At 35.9% G+C, this 18,657-nt stretch carries 15 protein-coding genes; 5 read left to right on the top strand and 10 right to left on the bottom strand.

Going from position 1 to position 18,657, the window contains the following annotated elements; translation table 11 throughout:
* Window positions 1-157 precede the first annotated feature (157 nt).
* Together IPMB12_RS10185 and tnaC are read right to left on the bottom strand one after the other, a co-directional pair.
* A complete protein-coding gene (locus IPMB12_RS10185; protein ID WP_166917317.1) occupies window positions 158-1,549 on the bottom strand; it encodes a tryptophanase in 1,392 nt (463 codons plus the stop codon).
* 230 nt (window positions 1,550-1,779) lie between these two features.
* Complete coding sequence (gene tnaC / locus IPMB12_RS12295) at window positions 1,780-1,854, bottom strand: tryptophanase leader peptide (protein WP_166917778.1); 75 nt, start codon at window positions 1,852-1,854, stop codon at window positions 1,780-1,782.
* Between the two features lie 588 nt (window positions 1,855-2,442).
* Here tnaC and IPMB12_RS10175 point away from each other — a divergent pair.
* The 5 genes from IPMB12_RS10175 to IPMB12_RS10155 all read left to right on the top strand — a co-directional run bounded on the left by IPMB12_RS10175 (window position 2,443) and on the right by IPMB12_RS10155 (window position 7,987).
* Window positions 2,443-3,885 (top strand): catalase, encoded by a 1,443-nt coding sequence (locus IPMB12_RS10175; RefSeq protein ID WP_166917316.1) that lies wholly within the window; start codon window positions 2,443-2,445, stop codon window positions 3,883-3,885.
* 253 nt (window positions 3,886-4,138) lie between these two features.
* On the top strand, window positions 4,139-5,800 hold the full coding sequence (locus IPMB12_RS10170) for an HAL/PAL/TAL family ammonia-lyase (protein WP_166917315.1): 1,662 nt from the start codon (window positions 4,139-4,141) through the stop codon (window positions 5,798-5,800).
* Between the two features lie 304 nt (window positions 5,801-6,104).
* Window positions 6,105-6,473 (top strand): DUF423 domain-containing protein, encoded by a 369-nt coding sequence (locus tag IPMB12_RS10165; RefSeq protein ID WP_166917314.1) that lies wholly within the window; start codon window positions 6,105-6,107, stop codon window positions 6,471-6,473.
* Window positions 6,474-6,801: 328 nt separating this feature from the next.
* The gene (locus tag IPMB12_RS10160; RefSeq protein ID WP_166917313.1) at window positions 6,802-6,984 is read left to right on the top strand and encodes a hypothetical protein; all 183 of its coding nucleotides are present in this window, start codon (window positions 6,802-6,804) and stop codon (window positions 6,982-6,984) included.
* Between the two features lie 100 nt (window positions 6,985-7,084).
* The gene (locus IPMB12_RS10155; RefSeq protein WP_166917312.1) at window positions 7,085-7,987 is read left to right on the top strand and encodes an AraC family transcriptional regulator; all 903 of its coding nucleotides are present in this window, start codon (window positions 7,085-7,087) and stop codon (window positions 7,985-7,987) included.
* Window positions 7,988-8,121: 134 nt separating this feature from the next.
* On the opposite strand, the gene IPMB12_RS10150 is transcribed toward IPMB12_RS10155, so the two are convergent.
* The 8 genes from IPMB12_RS10150 to IPMB12_RS10115 form a co-directional block, all read right to left on the bottom strand.
* Window positions 8,122-9,021 (bottom strand): DMT family transporter, encoded by a 900-nt coding sequence (locus IPMB12_RS10150; protein WP_166917311.1) that lies wholly within the window; start codon window positions 9,019-9,021, stop codon window positions 8,122-8,124.
* Complete coding sequence (locus IPMB12_RS10145; RefSeq protein WP_166917310.1) at window positions 9,018-9,629, bottom strand: TetR/AcrR family transcriptional regulator; 612 nt, start codon at window positions 9,627-9,629, stop codon at window positions 9,018-9,020. Before IPMB12_RS10145 ends, IPMB12_RS10150 begins: the two co-directional genes overlap by 4 nt.
* Window positions 9,630-9,878: 249 nt before the next feature.
* Entirely contained in the window at window positions 9,879-10,397 is a 519-nt protein-coding gene (locus tag IPMB12_RS10140; protein WP_166917309.1) for an OmpA family protein, read from the bottom strand.
* 56 nt (window positions 10,398-10,453) lie between these two features.
* Entirely contained in the window at window positions 10,454-13,549 is a 3,096-nt protein-coding gene (locus IPMB12_RS10135) for an autotransporter outer membrane beta-barrel domain-containing protein (protein WP_166917308.1), read from the bottom strand.
* A 46-nt stretch (window positions 13,550-13,595) separates the two neighbouring features.
* On the bottom strand, window positions 13,596-14,066 hold the full coding sequence (locus IPMB12_RS10130) for a toxin-activating lysine-acyltransferase (RefSeq protein ID WP_166917307.1): 471 nt from the start codon (window positions 14,064-14,066) through the stop codon (window positions 13,596-13,598).
* Between the two features lie 450 nt (window positions 14,067-14,516).
* Entirely contained in the window at window positions 14,517-15,533 is a 1,017-nt protein-coding gene (locus IPMB12_RS10125; protein ID WP_166917306.1) for a lipoate--protein ligase, read from the bottom strand.
* Between the two features lie 161 nt (window positions 15,534-15,694).
* The gene (locus IPMB12_RS10120) at window positions 15,695-17,704 is read right to left on the bottom strand and encodes an LTA synthase family protein (RefSeq protein WP_166917305.1); all 2,010 of its coding nucleotides are present in this window, start codon (window positions 17,702-17,704) and stop codon (window positions 15,695-15,697) included.
* A 315-nt stretch (window positions 17,705-18,019) separates the two neighbouring features.
* Entirely contained in the window at window positions 18,020-18,547 is a 528-nt protein-coding gene (locus IPMB12_RS10115; RefSeq protein WP_166917304.1) for a cytochrome b, read from the bottom strand.
* Window positions 18,548-18,657 lie beyond the last annotated feature (110 nt).

Here is an 18,657-nt window from a genome sequence, read left to right as displayed (position 1 = left end):
ACTTTATGAAAATATCTTTTATTAATTAATAAGATACAATCACGTTTAAATTTATTTTATGCCAGAAAAACAGATACAGATATCCTCTCAGTAGATCATTTGCTGATATTTTACAAATGATCTACTGCTTAATATATTTATGTATCGTAGTTAAATGTTATTTTTTCACAGGTTCTAAATGTGCCTGGAAGTGTCTTAAGATAGGTGGCTCCCAGGTAATTTTATAGCCGGATGTAATTTTATGTGCATTTTGTTTAATCTCTATCAAGGCATCAGCCATGATATCAATATGAGCCTGAGTGTAGACACGGCGTGGAATTGCTAAACGCGTAAACTCAAAATCTGCTTTTAGCTGTTTTTTGGTATCAGGATCATTTCCCAGCATATAAGAACCAATATCACAGGTACGTATACCTGCTTCTTTATAAAGTTCTATTGCCAGCACCTGTCCCGGGAATTCATAATATGGAATATTTGGGAACATCGCTTTAGCATCAATAAATGCACCATGACCACCAATTGGTGCCTGATAAGCAATACCGGCATCATCAAGGCGTGAAGCAAGATATTCCATTTGACCATTACGATATTGTAAATAACTTTCATCAATACCTTCATATAGACCAATAGCCAGCGCTTCTAAATCACGCCCGGCCAGTCCACCATAAGTAAAGAATCCTTCAAAGGAGATACAGTTAGCTTTAATTTTTAGCACTAAATCAGAATTACCATCTTTTACACCAATCAGGCCCCCCATATTAACAATGGCATCCTTTTTGGCTGACATAGTAAAGGTTTCTGCATATTTGAATGTTTCACGGATGATGTCTTTAATTGAAGTATTTTTGAACTCTTCTTCATCACGTTTGATAAAGAAAGCGTTTTCAGCATAACGAGCTGCATCAATATGGAATGGAATATGATACTTTTTACACACCGCTGCGGATTCGCGGATATTTTTAATGGAAACCGGCTGCCCACCTGCTGAGTTATTTGTGACAGTCATAACGACCAGTCCCACATTTTCAGCACCGTGTTCTTTAATTAAGGCTTCCAGTTTAGCAACATCCATATTCCCTTTAAATTTAACGCGTTTAGCCGGATCTTTAGCATCTTCGATGACACAGTCAATAGCTCTGGCGCCAGCGAGTTCAACATGAGCTCGTGTTGTATCAAAGAACATATTGGATATAGCTACTTTGCCCTTGGATAAAAAGAGAGGAAAAAGCACTTTCTCCCCCGCTCTACCCTGATGTACCGGCTGAATATATTCATAATTAAAAATATCTCTGCCCGCCTCCACTAATTTGTAATAACTTGATGCACCAGCATAGGCTTCATCACCTTTCATAACCCCTGCCCACTGCTCCTGGCTCATGGCATTAGTACCAGAATCTGTTAACAGATCGATATAGCAATCCTCACCTTTCAAATAGAATAAATTATAGTTTGCTTCTTTGATTTTTTGTTCACGCTCAGCGCGGGTTAGCATGCGTAAAGGTTCAACAGATTTAATACGGAACGGTTCAGGAAAATACTTAATGGCCATAATCAATACCTCCAATTAATAATTAATTAGATACCCCGGTCGTCAAGAAGACAGGCGGACAGTATTGTTAATAAAACAAATGTTTATAGAGAACTTCTGGTAGATCTTTAGCTATTTAACGCAAACAACTACTCATCACAGCGTGCAAAATGAAATATTCAACACGATGATAAATTCACGCAAATAAACTAATGAATCGTGTCAGTAAGACACAAAATAAAAACGAGGAATTATTCAGGAAAGTAAAAAGCAATACGATGATCGAGGGTAACCCAAGAAGGATGTAAATTTGAAATTAGGTTCATACTCTAACCCTCCGAAATAGCAACACAATGTACTATAGTCGCAAGTAGTTTAGCTATATTTTTAATAAAAACAGTGACAGTTATCACAAATCTCTTTTTTATTCATTAATATATTATTTACCCAATGTTTTTTAAGGAAATTTTACTTTTTCTTATCAGAAATAAAATAACTAAAAACATTCAATAATAGTATTATTTTCCTCACTTATCCTATAAAAAAATAACGAACGAAACTTATTTATTATTAGTCTCTGATATTCAGGTAGCTGATTGATTTTTACCATATATCAGTACATATTCAGCATAGTTTTTATCTATTATAATGAGTGGAATTTAAGAAAAAATTGGTCATTTACTACTTATCTATTTGACTTACATCACAATATACTCGATGCTAAGAGAATATGGGTTGTTTGTTCTTCATAAAGTAACAAGGATAAAGGATGACATTTGTATTCAAATGTCGTTAACTGGTAGGGAAAAACACAGTTTAAATACATGTGAACGATTAATAAGAAACATATTTCTGGTAATCATTCGGCGTGAATATGTTTCTACGGTTTAACTCAACTTGATATAGGAGATAACATGGAGAAGAAGAAACTAACGACTGGAGCTGGAGCACCTGTTGTTGATAACAATAACTCAGTCACTGCTGGCCCACGTGGCCCGATGCTGTTACAAGATGTCTGGTTTCTTGAGAAGCTGGCTCATTTTGACCGTGAAGTGATTCCTGAACGCCGTATGCATGCTAAAGGTTCTGGTGCTTACGGAACGTTCACTGTTACCCACGATATTACTAAATATACTCGAGCTAAGATTTTCTCTGAAATTGGTAAGAAAACTGATCTATTTATCCGTTTCTCAACTGTTGCCGGTGAACGCGGTGCTGCTGATGCAGAACGTGATATTCGTGGCTTTGCGATGAAGTTCTATACTGAAGAAGGTAACTGGGACTTAGTTGGTAATAATACTCCAGTCTTCTACTTCCGTGATGCGCTAAAATTCCCTGATCTGAACCATGTGGTAAAACGTGATCCTCGTACTAACCTGCGTAGTGCAACTTATAAATGGGATTTCTTCTCTCAATTACCCGAATCTCTCCATCAATTAACTATTGATTTTAGTGACCGTGGTTTACCAAAATCTTATCGTCATATTCATGGCTTTGGTAGTCATACTTTTAGTTTTATCAGTGCTGATAATAAACGTTATTGGGTTAAGTTCCATCTTAAAACTCAGCAAGGTATTAAGAATCTGATGGATGATGAAGCTGAAGTTTTAATTGGTCAGGATAGAGAAAGTTCACAACGTGACCTGTATGATCATATTGAACGAGGTAAATTCCCAAGCTGGAAGTTTTATGTACAAATCATGCCAGAAGAAGATGCACTCAAAGTCCCTTATCATCCATTTGATTTAACTAAAATTTGGCCACATAAAGATTATCCATTAATTGAAGTGGGTATTCTTGAGCTGAATCGCAATCCAGAAAACTATTTTGCAGAAGTTGAGCAAGCAGCATTTAATCCGGCTAACGTCGTACCAGGTATTAGTTTCTCTCCTGACAGAATGTTACAAGGTCGTCTATTCTCTTATGGTGATGCCGCGCGTTATCGTTTAGGTGTAAATCATCATCAAATTCCGGTGAATGCACCACGTTGTCCGTTCCATAACTATCACCGTGATGGCGCTATGCGTGTTGATGGTAACAGTGGCAATACTGCAACTTATGAACCAAATAGCTATGGTCTGTATCAGGAACAACGTGATTTTAGCGAACCACCACTAAATCTTGGTGGCGCTGCTGATCACTGGAACCATCGTGAAGATGATAATGACTATTACAGCCAGCCACGTGCACTTTATAATCTATTAAGTGCAGAAGAGCATCAGCGTATGTTTAAACGTATTGCTGGTGAGCTTTGTCAGGTACCAGAAGAAATTCAAAAACGTCAAATTGAACTATTCCGTAATGTTCATCCTGAATATGGTGCAGGTGTTGAAGCTGCAATCAAAGCGATGAAATAATTCACTTAAAATGACCGGGTAAAACCGGTCATTTTTTATGTAAATATCTTGACTAAATACTAACACTTCTGGTCAAAAATTCCTCAATCCCTGCCGTTAATTTATTTGTTTGAACGTCATTTTATATTGATATTTAATAATTTTTTACAACATATATCACACATCGTTATATACATGGTTGTGGGTATACTTTATTTACTTATAATTAACAGTTACTTGAATTAGTATTTTTTACTTAACATCAGGAGTAGTTATGCATAAGTTGTATCAGAGTACCCTAGCCACAAGTTGTAAAGCTGTTTTTGCATCTGTTCTTCTCTCCGTTACTACCTTCGCTTCCGCCACTATTACTTTAGATGGAAACTCAGTCAAATATACCGATATCGTTAAAATTGCTGACGGTGAAGAAGTAAAAATCGCGCCACAAGCACTGGAACGGGTTAAAATTTCTCATCAAATCTTAATTAATGGCGCTGAAACTGGCCATGAAATTTACGGATTAACGGTTGGGGTGGGGATGAATAAAGACCACCAAATGGTTAATGCTGAAGGCAAATTAAGTGAAGAAGTGATTAACGCTTCAAGAGAATTTAATATCGGACTGATTAACTCACATAGTGGCGGTTTAGGCGCACCGGCAGACATCAGAACCACCAGAGCAGTACTCGCTGCACGTCTGAACAACATGCTTCATGGCGGTAGTGGTGTTCAGGAATCAATTGTACAAATGCTACAAACAATGCTTAATCAAAATGTCTTACCGGTTATTCCATCTAAAGGTTCAACTGGTATGGCTGATATTACGATTCTTGGTCACGTTGGTCTGGCGATGATGGGAAGAGGTGACGTCTGGTATCAGGGTAAAATTGTTCCGGCAGCAGATGCTTTTAAAGCAGAAAACATTAAACCTGTCGTACTTTTTGGTAAAGATGCGCTATCAATTTTAAGCTCCAATGCTTATTCATCAGCACTTACTGCCCTGCTACTTGCTGATGTTGAGCATTTATTAAAAATTTCAAAACTGAATTATGCGTTAACGCTTGAAGCGATCAACGGTAATATTGCACCATTCTCTGCAGAAGCTAATGAGCTTCGTCCATTTAAATACTTTGTATCTACTTCTGCAGAACTACGTGATCTATTGCAAGGTAGTTACTTATGGCAGGTCAATGATGATCGTGTACTACAAGATCCGTTAAGTGTCAGAGATTCTGTGTATTATATTGCTGTATTACAACAGGCCTTTGATCAACTAAATGAAGATATGAACATTCAATTTAATTCTTCTGATGATAATCCAGGTATTTTGATTTCACCTAAAGCGAATAGCCTGTCACCAATGGAGATGAAATTTAAGATTCAGGGTGGTGGCGCGATTGTTCCAACCGCTAACTTTGATCCATTAATTTGGGTAGTTGGACTGGAAAGATTATCTCTGACTGTGGGTGCAAATTCTAACGTAGCAACACAAAGAACACTTCGTCTGAGTGATGAATATTTTAGCCATTTAACTCGTTTCCTTGGTACTAAAAATACTGTTCATGCACTGGGTGCAATGCAAAACCCATTAGTTGCACTTAAAGGTGAAAATATGTTCCTGTCTAATCCTATAATGCTTAATACCACGCCGGTAGAAGGTCAGGTTGAAGATGCTGCGACTAATGCACCTTATGTGGTACAAAAAGTTCAACATCAGGTTGATAACTTATATCAAATCTATGGTATTGAGCTGTTCCACGCAGCTCAAGCGATTGATTTAAGAAGAGAAAAAAGTGGTCAATTTAATATGTCACCGGCAACGTCTAAACTGTATAACGAATACCGAAAGCTGATTGATGTAATTGATTATGACAGACCATTAACGGGTGATTTTGCTAAATCAGCAGAGTTCTTGAGAACCTATGAGAGACAATAAATGTTTGTCTGCTACTTTTAAAGAAAGTCGCTATAAATAATTTAAATAGCTAACAAGCCCATCATAGATGAATAAAATGATGGGCTTTACTTAAAAAATATCATCTAAACCTTTCTATCAGTATCTCTTTTTACCTATTCAATATTCTTCTGCTATATAGAAAAATTATCTTAATATAAATTAATATGATATAGATATTATATTAAATATCTCATAACAAACATTACTCCATATTTAATTGGTTAATATAAAGATTATTAGGTAAAATTATCTGATATTTACAGAGATGTTTAAGCAGGATTTTATGAACAGAATTTTTCTTATTTTAGCCGGTCTATTTGGTGCCAGCGGTGTTATTCTTGGTGCCCTTTCCTCCCATGCTTTTAAAACAATTTTGACCCCAGAACAGATCGATATTTTTAAACTTGGTGTGCAATATCAGCTTTATCATGCTTTGGCTCTTTTTGGTGTAGCTATTTTTAGTTATTACAAGAAAAATCTTTTATTAAATATTGCAGGTTGGCTTTTTACTCTTGGTATTATCTTCTTCTCTGGCACAATGTATAGCATCACCTATTTTGGCTTACCAAACATTGGAACTGCACCTGTTGGGGGATTTGCTTTTATGTTTGGCTGGTTTATGTTAATTATCATTGCTTTTAAAACAAAATAATAAAATGAACACGAAAATACTTATACGTGCTGTTTTATAATTAAGAATCATTATCATTTTTAACAAATCGTGCTATTTTATGCATAAATAACTATGTATAATATGTCGTCAAATAGAGGGTGAAATTAATATATATAACATATTGTTTTTATATGTATTTTTATATAAAATGAGACCTATGTCACAATTTAAAAATTACCATGTATGATAGAATTAGGCAAATTTTAGGTAATTTTATGTATAGTTTTCACCGGGTAATCCTTATATATTTATCTACACTTTATGTTAGTTTACATAAAGATTTTTATTTATATATTAAGGACATATCATGAAAAAATTTATTATTACTGCTGCGGCTATGCTTACTTTAGTGACTTCTTATAGCTATGCTCAATATACAAACCACTTCACTAAAACTGTTGAAACAACTGAAATCAGTGCTACTGCTTCTCAAGATAAACCTTTCACTGTTTCACAACTAAATGAAGACCCACGTATTAATAATAAATAATACTGCTGCATTTTGAGTTATTATCACTATAGTTAAGGTTATATCATATGGATAACCACTATAGTGGTAATTATGGTTAAAGATGGAACTTACCAGCAATATGTCAACGAATAGATTAGAACAAACCAGTAAATATCTGCAAGAAAAGTTACTTCAGTGGTTACCTGAACACGATCAAGGTATTGTTCAGACGGATATTGAAGGACTGACACTTTCTCGCTATGACAGTACCTTTCCTCCCAGAAAACATTTCTATCAACCAACAATTACTGTTGTATTACAAGGTATAAAACGTTCTGTTATCGGCAATGAAGAGTATATTTATGGCCGTAATCATTGTATGGTTGTTGGGGTTAATTTACCTGGTGTTTATCAAATTACTGAAGCCTCATCAGAGAAACCTTTCCTCTCTGTCGCACTGCGACTGGATAAGTACACAATTAATCAGCTCTTAACAGAGATGCCACCCTGCTCTTTACCTGAAAAAGAAAACATTCCTGGTATTGTAGTATCAGAAGTAAGTCAGGAGATACAAGATGCTTTTTTACGATTAATTGAACTACTTGATAACCCAACAAGTATTGCAGTGATGGCCCCGATGATTATTCGAGAAATTCACTTTTTACTACTCAATAGTTCCCAAGGCGATTGTTTGTGTTTTGTTAACTCAACAGGCACAAAGTCACACCAGATAGTTCAGGCTGTTCAATGGCTAAAAGAAAACTATGCTCAGCCACTTGATGTGACAAGTCTGGCCAAGCTGGTCAATATGTCAGGTTCTACATTTCATCGATATTTTCGTCAGATAACCACTTTTAGTCCGCTCCAGCTACAAAAACAGCTACGCCTTTATGAAGCAGAACGTCTTATGCTACTGGAAGGTAAAAATGCTAAAACGGCAGCCTTTCAGGTTGGATATGAAAGTGTACCGCAGTTTAGCAGAGAGTATAAACGTCAGTTTGGTGCAGCACCACATCAGGATATCACTAAAAAACGAGTCTGATTATCTTATAAACTCAGCTATCCAGCCTGTTTAATATATTATTTACTTCAAATCAGCGCTCAATTTGGTATTTTTATTACCAATAAAACAACCTGTCACAATAAAAAATTCTTTAAATTAATCAATAAGTTAAATTAATTGCTTTTTGAAAGAATAATCAGACAAATAAAGATAAAAATCATCCCTACCCAGCCAATCATCGCCAGTTGTTCCCCAACTAATGTCATCGCCAGTAAAGCTGCCACAAAAGGCTCGAATAACGTCAGCGTCACCGCCTGACTGGTAGGCACTTTCTTAAGTCCATAACCAAATAATACATAACCTAAAAACATGGGTATCAACATCATATATCCAACTACAATCACATTAATACTTTCAGTAAACAAATTAGTACCAGTGAAAAAAAGAGTTGGTAATAGAATTATCGCACCTAAACCAAAGATAATCCCCAGCGATGCCTTAGAATCAATCCCTCGATCAATCAATTTTTTAGCGATCCATGAATAGAGAGCATAAGTCAGAGCAGCTAACAATCCTAACAATATTCCCAATAATTTATTATCAGTAATCAGCTCCTGAGGAAGAGCTGCTTCATGAGATTCCCCCAGAGACAGAAAAATCACTCCCGTAATACCAAAAATAAAACTAATTAACCAACTAATAGATAAAGGTTTTTTATCAAAGAGCATTTCAAGTATTGCACTAAATAAAGGGGCTGCACCAATAGTCACCACCGTACCAATAGTTATTCCGGCATAGTACATTGATGAATAAAATGCTAACGGATATATCCCAACAGAAAGTGCACCTATTAAAATAATTTTGATATTATATTGAATAGCCATAAAACATTGTCGGATATTCTTTCTGGCCAGCAGTGCCTGTAATAATCCCCCACCACCCATTGCTGCTGCACCAATAGTTAACGGGCTTAAATCAGGAGCAAAAGAGGCTACTGTTCCAGTTGTCCCCCATAGAAATGAGGCAACGAGTACAGCGATAAAACCGTAATTAAGATTGGTTGATAAATTCATAAGTTTTTCTTTTTATGATCGTTTTTTATGGTTATTTTTATAGTTGTTCTTTTTGTAAGTAGTTCTTTTGCCATCTGCTTAGCAGCAATTAATTTGTGACTGGAACTCTCCAGCCCCGCTTTAGCAATAGAACCTTCTAAAATAAAGGCGAGTAATAAGGCTAAGTGAGAAACTTTTTGCTTATCTACAATAAGCTCCGTTAAATGACCTACTAATATGTTTTCCACTTCATCCTTATGCTCTTTAATTAAGAGCCGTTCCGGACTATTAGCAGGAAATTCAGCAGCAGCATTTAATAGACCACATCCTCTAAAGCCATTTTCATAAGCAAATTCTGCATGATCCTGATAAGCATCAAACACCGCCAGAATCCCTTCCTGTGGAGAGTGAGTCTTGGCAACTCTTTTAGCATATAGATCAAGCCACTCCTGATGCCTTGCCTGAATATACGCTAAAACTAAGTCTGATTTAGCAGGAAAATTATTATATAGCGACATTTTAGCCACACTGGCTTTATCAGTAATCGTATTGATACCTGTGCTGGTAATTCCATAGTTATAAAACAGCGTAGATGCTGCATCTAGAATCTTATCTTTTGCTGATTTCATCTTATTAAAACCTCAATTAGGTAGATCGGTATACATAATAATAGAAAAAATGATTATTGCAATCACTAAAAGATCATTTATCTATTTGTTTTACTCTGAGCATAAAAAGGCCCTGCACAGGCAGGGCAAAAATCGGAAATGTAAGAATGGTGGAAAATAAACATAGAACTGTCTATTCTCACCAGTAAATACAAAATCTTTTACCGGTAAAAAACTCATATTCCCAGAGTACCTCCTTTTGTTATGTAATTATTCTTTAATTCCTTCAATATCTAAAACTACACGTCGATCTGGCGCTAAACAGGCTTTCAACTCTGCCGTCGCTTTATTACCCACGCAACTACTTGTTACCGGTTCACGCTTACCTTTAGTTTCAATGATATATGTCGCATCTAAACCATGATCAATCAGATAGGCTTTCACCGCTGTTGCACGATCCAGACCTAACTTATCATTGTAGTTATCTGAACCTATTCTATCGGTATGACCCGTAATCGTAATTTGACTGATTGACGTATAGTCATCTTGTAAAATTAAAATCAGTTCTTGTAGCTTTTGCTGACCTTCTGGCAGAAGATCGGTCACTTTAGAACCGTTATAAACAAACATCGCATCAGAAGATAGTTCCAAAATTTCAATTGTTTTTGGCTCTTCCTCTTCAGCGCACCAGCTATTTTTAACATTCAGGCGGTCATCAATATTTGAACAGGCAAACAACACCAGAGTAGAAAGTGACAGAATCCCTGTTTTAAATAATTTTATTTTCATTCTTTAAATACCTTATTAGTTATGTGAGTGAGATTACCTTACACTCACATATTAAATTAAAAGTGCCACTTAATACCTAAATTACCCTGATACTCTCTTCTTAAGCCATCATCATTAGTAAATGTGTGTGCATAACGAACATCAGAATAGATATAAGACATCTCACCTATCGGTAATTGAAGACCTAAACCAAGCTCACCCCAGGTTCTGGCAAGTTTCTCTTTTACTCTGTCATCACCAACTTGTACATCACGATCACTATCGATAAAGTCATGAATAATATTCGCGGTGAAGTAAACTGTCTGAGTTTTTAGCTGTTCAGTCCCGTCATTATAACCAAGTCTGAAACCAACACGGCCACGTAATGCATTACGGCTATCCTGATCAACATCCACATCATGGAAAGTTTTAAAACTACTGAAATCACGATATTGATAAGTTAGCTGTGCTTGTGGCTCAATTAACCATTGGCTCTGTGCAATCGCAAATGGACGCCCCACTTCAGCAGAAAGTAATAATCCATAAGAGTTATTTTTAACATTATCAGAACGAATTGAACTGTATTTATTACGTGTATAATCAATTTGCCCCACTAAATCTAAATAACTGCCATACTCACTGTAATAAGTTGAATATACACCAAGGGCAAACATATCTGACTGACCTTTACCGGTCTGCTCATTGCCACTCACATAATCACCCGTATTTTGGTCAAAAGTGACATAGTCAGTATCATTAAATTTCAGATTATCTTTCGCATAAGTCAACATCATACCGGTATGGCGTCTTGAGTTATTCTCCGCGTCATAATTGATATCAAAATCATAGCCAAATTGAAGTCCCCACATCTTAGAACGATAGCCAAATCGGTCATCACCTTTATTTTTGCTATAGTTACCAAGCAGACGTCCCCAGATTTGTCCTGAATTATGTTCAGTCTGACACTCAGAACAATCATCCCATGCCATAGTTTGTTGCTCGCCAATACGTTGATGTAATGTCCCTAAGATATTAAATCCTAGTTCCATATTGGCTCTTGGCATTAAGCTATAAGCAGGAATTTCTGGTTTAATTGGATCGACAGTAGAGCTACCAACTGGTAAGTACCAGGCATAATTATTCGCATCTTGTTGAACTAAAATCGCCTGACCAGCTCCGGTTGTATCAGCAAAGCCATAGAAGGCATTAGAATCTAATTGATGGTTATCCACAGTTACTACAGCTACAGAGTATTTTTCAGTTGCACCTTGTGTGACATTACCAATAATACCGCTCTTAGTTTTTACTTCGGTATAGCCGGTTGCTGTGCCGGTAATATGTAATGAGTCTGACACAGAGTCATTATCATTATTCCAGATCGTATTGACAATTAACGTACCATTACCACTTGGTTGAGGCTGAGCTTCAGTTGGCTGATTACTTCCACCAGTGTAGTCACCATCAATAGTCAACGTAGTAACATATTGAGTTAAGGCATTAAGATCTTTCTCTTCTGCCAAATCAATAACACCAGACAGATTATTAACATTACCGACTAGTGTAAAATCATTATCTGAAGTTAGCGCCGTTGTTGTTAAATTGCTGCCATCAGCAGCCTGGAAAGTGTAACCATCATGCATTGAAATAGTCTGACTACCTGGAGTAACGGTACCTGATGCATTTAATGTTGCACCATCTTCCAGATTAAGTTCAGTTACAGTTGCTGTTTTACTGGTTCCTTTAGCTTTCAGATACCAGACAGTATTACTACCAGTTAAATTCATGGTTAGTGAAGCATTGCTTGCCACATTACTTAAACCAAAGTATTTACCACCACTCCCATTAAATGTTGCTGAACTGGCAGCCTGACTAGCATCACCCACATCAATTAACCAGCCATTACTCGCTGCATTTAACACAGATTGATCGCCAGAAATATTGAGCGTGAAATTATCCGCATTACCATAGACTTTAACTAAAGAATCTGTAGTACTTACCGTGTTAAAGTTGGCATTTCTAAATGAAGCAACAACATCATTAGCAGCATTCACACCCGCTGCAACTTGCCAGTCTGCAGAGTTAACAGAAAGAACTGATTTATTAGCTAAGACATTAGTATTACTTGTACTATAATCTGCTTTTAACAGAGAACCTGTCTCATACAGTTTGATAGCATCACCAACTGCACCTGAAGCATCTACATTCATCATTCCCTGTGAATATACCGCACCTTTACCTGTACCAGTCGGACGTGCTTTACCAATTTTAATCACACTACTTTGGTTATTGGTCGTTGAGTTTTGGATTAATTTGATATTAGAGTTATTTAATACAACCTGAGAAGTAGCCTCATTACCACTGGCATCTGTTGCAGAACCGGAAACATAAATCGCTTCAATACGATTACCAGTTAATGTCATATCTAAATTATTATGAACAACAATTTGTCCTGAATAACCATCACCACTATCATCTGCTGCACCCTGAATAGCTCTAAGACCAGTATTGAGTACAGGAACAAGCTTTCCTCCGGTTACGGTCTGATCAAGTTTCAAATTATCCATAGTAATAGTCACAAATTTACCATTATTATTAGGATCTTTTTCACCACTATCAACAGTTGAACCGACTAAAACACCATAGGTTGCAACACCTCCACTACTATTACCGCCGGAATATCCTGTGGTAATTTTTAACGCTACATCTTTTGCTGTTAAATTAACACCACTATGAGTACCAATACCACCGGCACTACCATCAGCCATATTAATTTCTAAATTAACATTCCCTGCAATAATTTGTGGTGAGCCGCCATAAGCAGCAGAGGCATAACGGTTAACAATACCCGCCCATCCGGTCACAATACCATTAATATCACCAATGGTTACAGTTCCATGTACACCTGTATCTATCAATACATAATAATCAGTCACATTAACGATACCTACAGAGTCTGGCACATTATCACAACTATAGTTAGCCCCTGTTCCACCAGGATTATAAGAACCATTACCGTTAGGCACACAATCAACAGCAAAACTGACTGCTGGAAAAGCCAGCATGGATACCATCGTCGCAACGCGACCCAGTTTACCGATACATCTTGATAATTCAGAACAAACCACAAAAGTCTGCGTACTTTTGTTCCACTTTAATTTGTAGACTTTATTCACTCCATTCCCCTTGATAATCAACGTTATCAGTTATTTTTATAGAAAATTAATTTACTATTCTTGATATGATTTTTTTAGTATTGCCCGTGCTTTTGTGATAAACAAAACAGACTTTTCTGCCTTTAAAAATGTACTTCTCACTCAGGCGGTGCATACGATGATTTTTTTGACAATTAAACCAGGTCATTAGCCAGATATCTTTATGATCACCATCGACAGAATATGCTTTGACGGCTTCAACGTAACTGAGCTGATTATTTAAATAGTGTTGTTGCTGATCTTCACTCAAATAGATCCAATTAACATAACCAATTGGTACGTCATCGACGATGAAAATAGCAAAATTGCGAGATTGTATGATAGGTATAATATTATCAATAGCGACATCCAAAGCGACAACCCGATGTTTGTCATTTTGATACCACAAATATAATAATATGCCCAAAATTTCAGATTCACTAAAAAGCTCATCCGGATAGATTTTTGGCGATATTATTCTAGTGTTGCCATTAATCATAATAATCTTCATCCGTTCATTATTGTTATAATATTTATTGTTATAATATTTATGATTATTTTTTATTAAACGTTATATAAATCATGAGAATCTGATTTAATAAATATATAATTTATATACATATATTATCAAAAATCAGAATCACTAACTGTTAAGCTTTAAGCTGGTTTTTGCAAATTATCAACTAATAATTAAGTAAATAAAAATCGTTTATACCGATCAATATTGCCAATTGAAATAGATAAAATCTATTAAATGAAATTTATTGATCGATTTTACATATTAAAAAACATGGAAAAGCTCTGATATAACAAAGAGATGCAAACTTACGCCTATCAAAAAAATAGGTGTAAGTTATGAAAAGAGAAATTTATTTATAATTGATTACAATCAAATAATGTAAAATATTTAGTCTGATTTCTTACTTATTTGTATAAAAAACAGACAAAATTATTTAATGGATTGAATAAGCCATTCCGACATTTCCAGTAATTCAGTTGCAAACTCAGGATATCTAGTGCTCACTTCTCTGGTTACAAATTGAATGGTTTCGGGACTATATCGCTGATTGGATAATAAACTGGCAAATTCCCTGATTGGAGCAGGATTTAAACTATCGGTAAACATCTCGCATCGGCTAATTACTCCTTGCTCGACATCAAAATGAAAATCGACACCACCCCAACTAAAACGCTCTTCCAATATATGACTAAAGGCTGGTGCATTACCAAAATTCCATTCCCAGCTTGATTGTTTGGCGAATATTTCTTTAAATCCGGGCAAATCAGGCAGCTGTTCCGGAGAAATGATCTCAGCCTGAGTTTCTGCACCATAGTGGTTAAAGAATGCTTGCGTAACTACCTGACATATCATGTCATGGTTAATATCGGGGCGATACTCTTTCAGATTAGTTACTCTGGAACGAACAGAGGTAATTCCCTTGGCTTGGAGTTTTTTAGGATCCGGATTTAAGTACTCCGCCAGTTTATTTAAGTTGGCATCAAGTAAAATAGTACCATGATGGAAACCACGATCGAGCGTCTCTTTATAAGCTGAGCCTGATATCTTTTTATCACCATCAGCTGTTTTAAGAACTAAATCATTTCTACCAGAAGCATGCACGTCCAGCCCAAGTGTTCTTAATGAATCTACAATAATTTGAGTTGAAATCTCTTTATTATATTCAGGTTTACCGGCCATAAAAGTAAAACAGGTATTACCCAGATCATGAAATACGGTGCCTCCACCACTGCTACGACGGGCTAATTTAATACCATCAGCCTGCATTTTTCCGGTATTACACTCTTTCCAGGGATTTTGCGCCCGGCCAATGACTACCGTATTGTCATTACGCCATAAAAATAACACTCTTTGATCAGTTGGCATTTGTCGAAAAATAGTATCTTCAACCGCTAAATTAAACCAGGGATCATAAGAGTGAGAAATGAATAAACGTAACGAAGACATCGCTTTTCCTGCCTATAAATAAGTTAAGCATAATCATACTGTAAGCAGGAAAAAACAGCCAGAACTTTAAAGGTTGAAAACATCTCAAATCCAAATTGGTTTAAGGCAGAAATAAAACCTCAAATAACACGAACAATATCATTTACTCTTATCTTGATAAGTCATTCAATTTGTTTGGTAATTTGCCAATATAATAATTGAGAAAAACTCTGCCAGCGTAACATAGTCTGTTCCTCGTTAGACGTTAACGGCTGTGGTGAAGCTAACAAAAGTTCTGACTGATTTTGCCATGGATGAAATACGTTATCCTGTAGAAAATAAGCACCATTTTGGTCGATCGTTGTATACGGGTTATAGCCTACACCACACCATATTGGGTCTGGTTGTTTTGCCAGTAAATTACAACCAGTTTGATAGTAATTAGTCTCTGATAAGGCAAGTTGATAGAGCGTTGGGAAAACATCCTTATGGCTGCCAATTCGCTCAGGATCATAGATAGCATTTACCCGGTATTTTTCAGGTATATCCAGATAAAAAGGCACTCCGTGACTGAGGACTCTTTCTCTTGGATCAGGATAACCAATCCCCCGCATATTGTGATCACCAGTAAATGACATAATCGTATGCTCACCCAAAGGTTCAGATTTAATCCAGTCAATAAAATCACCAAGCTGATCATTGCTATAGCGGAAAGTATTTAGCATATCATTGACCTCTTCATCCGGACCAAAATCAGACAAACGCTTCTGCTCTGCTGCATTTAATGTAAAGTTAATATAGTCATGACTTTGCGGGATATGGAACGGAGGATGATTGGTGACAGAAAGCATCATAATCAGCAGATGATCGCCCTGTTCTTCTGCCTCAAGTAAGCGTCTTTGTGCATATTTAAACATATATTCATCAGGGACTCCCCATGCATCAGCTGAAGCTTCCGGAAACTCATGAATTAAGGTTGTTTGTTCCACAAATTCACTGACACCTAAATGTGGTAAAAACTGATTCAAATTACGCCATGCACCATTACCTGTCGTGATAAAAACAATTTTGTAACCCTTTGCCAGAAAAGGCTTAAACATATTACTGTCAAAGTCAGTAAATTGTGCAGATGACTGACTAATTTTACTCACCGGACTACGTACAAAAAAACGATTTAGTGTATCAATCGTTCCATCACCTTCAGAGATAAAACGGGTAAACTTCCAGCCTTGCTGCCAGTGCGGTCGCAGTGAACCAAGTAAATCATTGCGTGGCGAATCAAACAAAAACAGATGCGTGCCTAAACTTTCCATTACAGACAAAATAACATGTGGTGGCTTTTGCTCTGCAGTTAAATTAGTTGCTGTTTTACCGGCAAAAACCTCTAATGAATTAGGTTTTGGTTGCATAAAAAAGTAATCTAACAATTGCTGGCTCATTTCATCAGAAATATCCAGAAACTGATTATTGACTAAGTAATCTTTATAAGCCCAGTCAAATGCAATTAATCCATTTGGTACAAACATATTAAGCGTTTTATTACGTGACACCTGAGCATCTGATTTTCTTAACGGAAAAACATCAACTGAGCCACGGCAACCGATAAAGGTGATAACTAAAGTAAGAAAAAGAAATGGTACCGCAACGAAATTTGATTGTGTTTTCTTAAGTTTAGGTAACAGAAATTGTTGCCATTTTTGGTAGAGTTTCCCAATCAAATAAGTCGCCAGTAAAATAGCCAGAGTTCCCCAAATAATTGGATAATCATACCAGACAGTTTGTAAAATAGCGCTTGTATCATCATCAATGAGACCAAAAATAAAAACATCAATATGCCGATCATAAGTATCATAAAAGAAGATATTAATGAGAGTAAAAATTAAAAATATGGTGGTAAATAACGTTGAAAGCCATAACAGGCAAGTTTGCCAGATTTTAGAAATAACAGTCGGTAGAAATAGGACAGGCAGAGAAATAACCAATAATATGGCATAAGCAATACTGGCACTACGAATGTCAAAAACTAAACCAGTAGTAAAAACTCGCCACAGCTCTTCTCTATAATAGGTTAAGATAATTGAAAGATCAGTTGTTACAACCAGAAAAACGCGCCCTGCACTTTGAATTAATACCGAAAGTAGCCAGGGGAATAATAAAAAAGCAACGATCTGCTTAAAGCGAATAAACCACACAATAGTTCCTATTTTATAATTATTTTAAATTTCAGGACAAGAATCAGAAATAATAGTCAGTTATCATTATTGCTCAAATACTCAATAATCAGAAAACTCATAACAGCTAAACCATTTAAAGGTCACATTGTCTATTTTTTATCTCTATTTTTCAACCTTAAATAGCAATGTATATAGATTATTGCTGATATATAGCAATATAAAATGTAACTTTGCAAAGATTATAAGTGTACTGTAAAAGAGGGGTAAAATCGGAGAGTTAATCAGAATAATGTGATTACACTCAAACTGAGCATAATCACATCAGCAGAATAATTACTTGATTGGTAACATTGATCTTAAAACATTATCTTTACACCAGTAGTGATGATATAAAGCAGCCAGAATATGTAATAAAATTAAAGCAATAATTAAGTAAGCAGAAAAAATATGTACTGAGTGCAGAAAAGATTGCAGACTTGCTGGTAAATTGAGACCATTAATAGTGAATAAACCAAAAAAGCTAATCGTTCTGGAGCTCATTAAGTAGCCAGAAAGTGGCAAAACAAGCAATAAAAGATAAATCATGCCCTGTACAGCTTTCGATAATATTCTTTGCAGCTTTTGATGTTTAGCTAATACTTCCGGTACACCTTGACGAATGATAACCACAATTCGACAGATAGTGATAAAAAATATTAACACACCCAATGATTTATGGATCATGAACAGATTACCCATTCCACCAAAAGAGTCAGCCAATACACCTTTCATAAGCGGTAAAGTAATGACTAAAATAACGAGTATGGCGCTTAACCAGTGGATAAACATTTGTAACGGAGAATATTTTGGAGCTGTATTCATAGTTCAGTATTCTTAAATATATGTTATTGATAATCGGACTAATAATATAGCGAATAAATTGATAAAAATCTAATATTAACCAAATTTTCTTGTTAAATTAAAAAGTTAAG

Origin of the sequence: Zophobihabitans entericus, assembly GCF_011745665.1 — a bacterium.
In the GTDB taxonomy this organism is placed as follows: domain Bacteria; phylum Pseudomonadota; class Gammaproteobacteria; order Enterobacterales; family Orbaceae; genus Zophobihabitans; species Zophobihabitans entericus.
The sequence above is the reverse complement of the archived record's forward strand: the minus strand, read 5'-3'. Positions and strand labels throughout refer to the sequence as shown.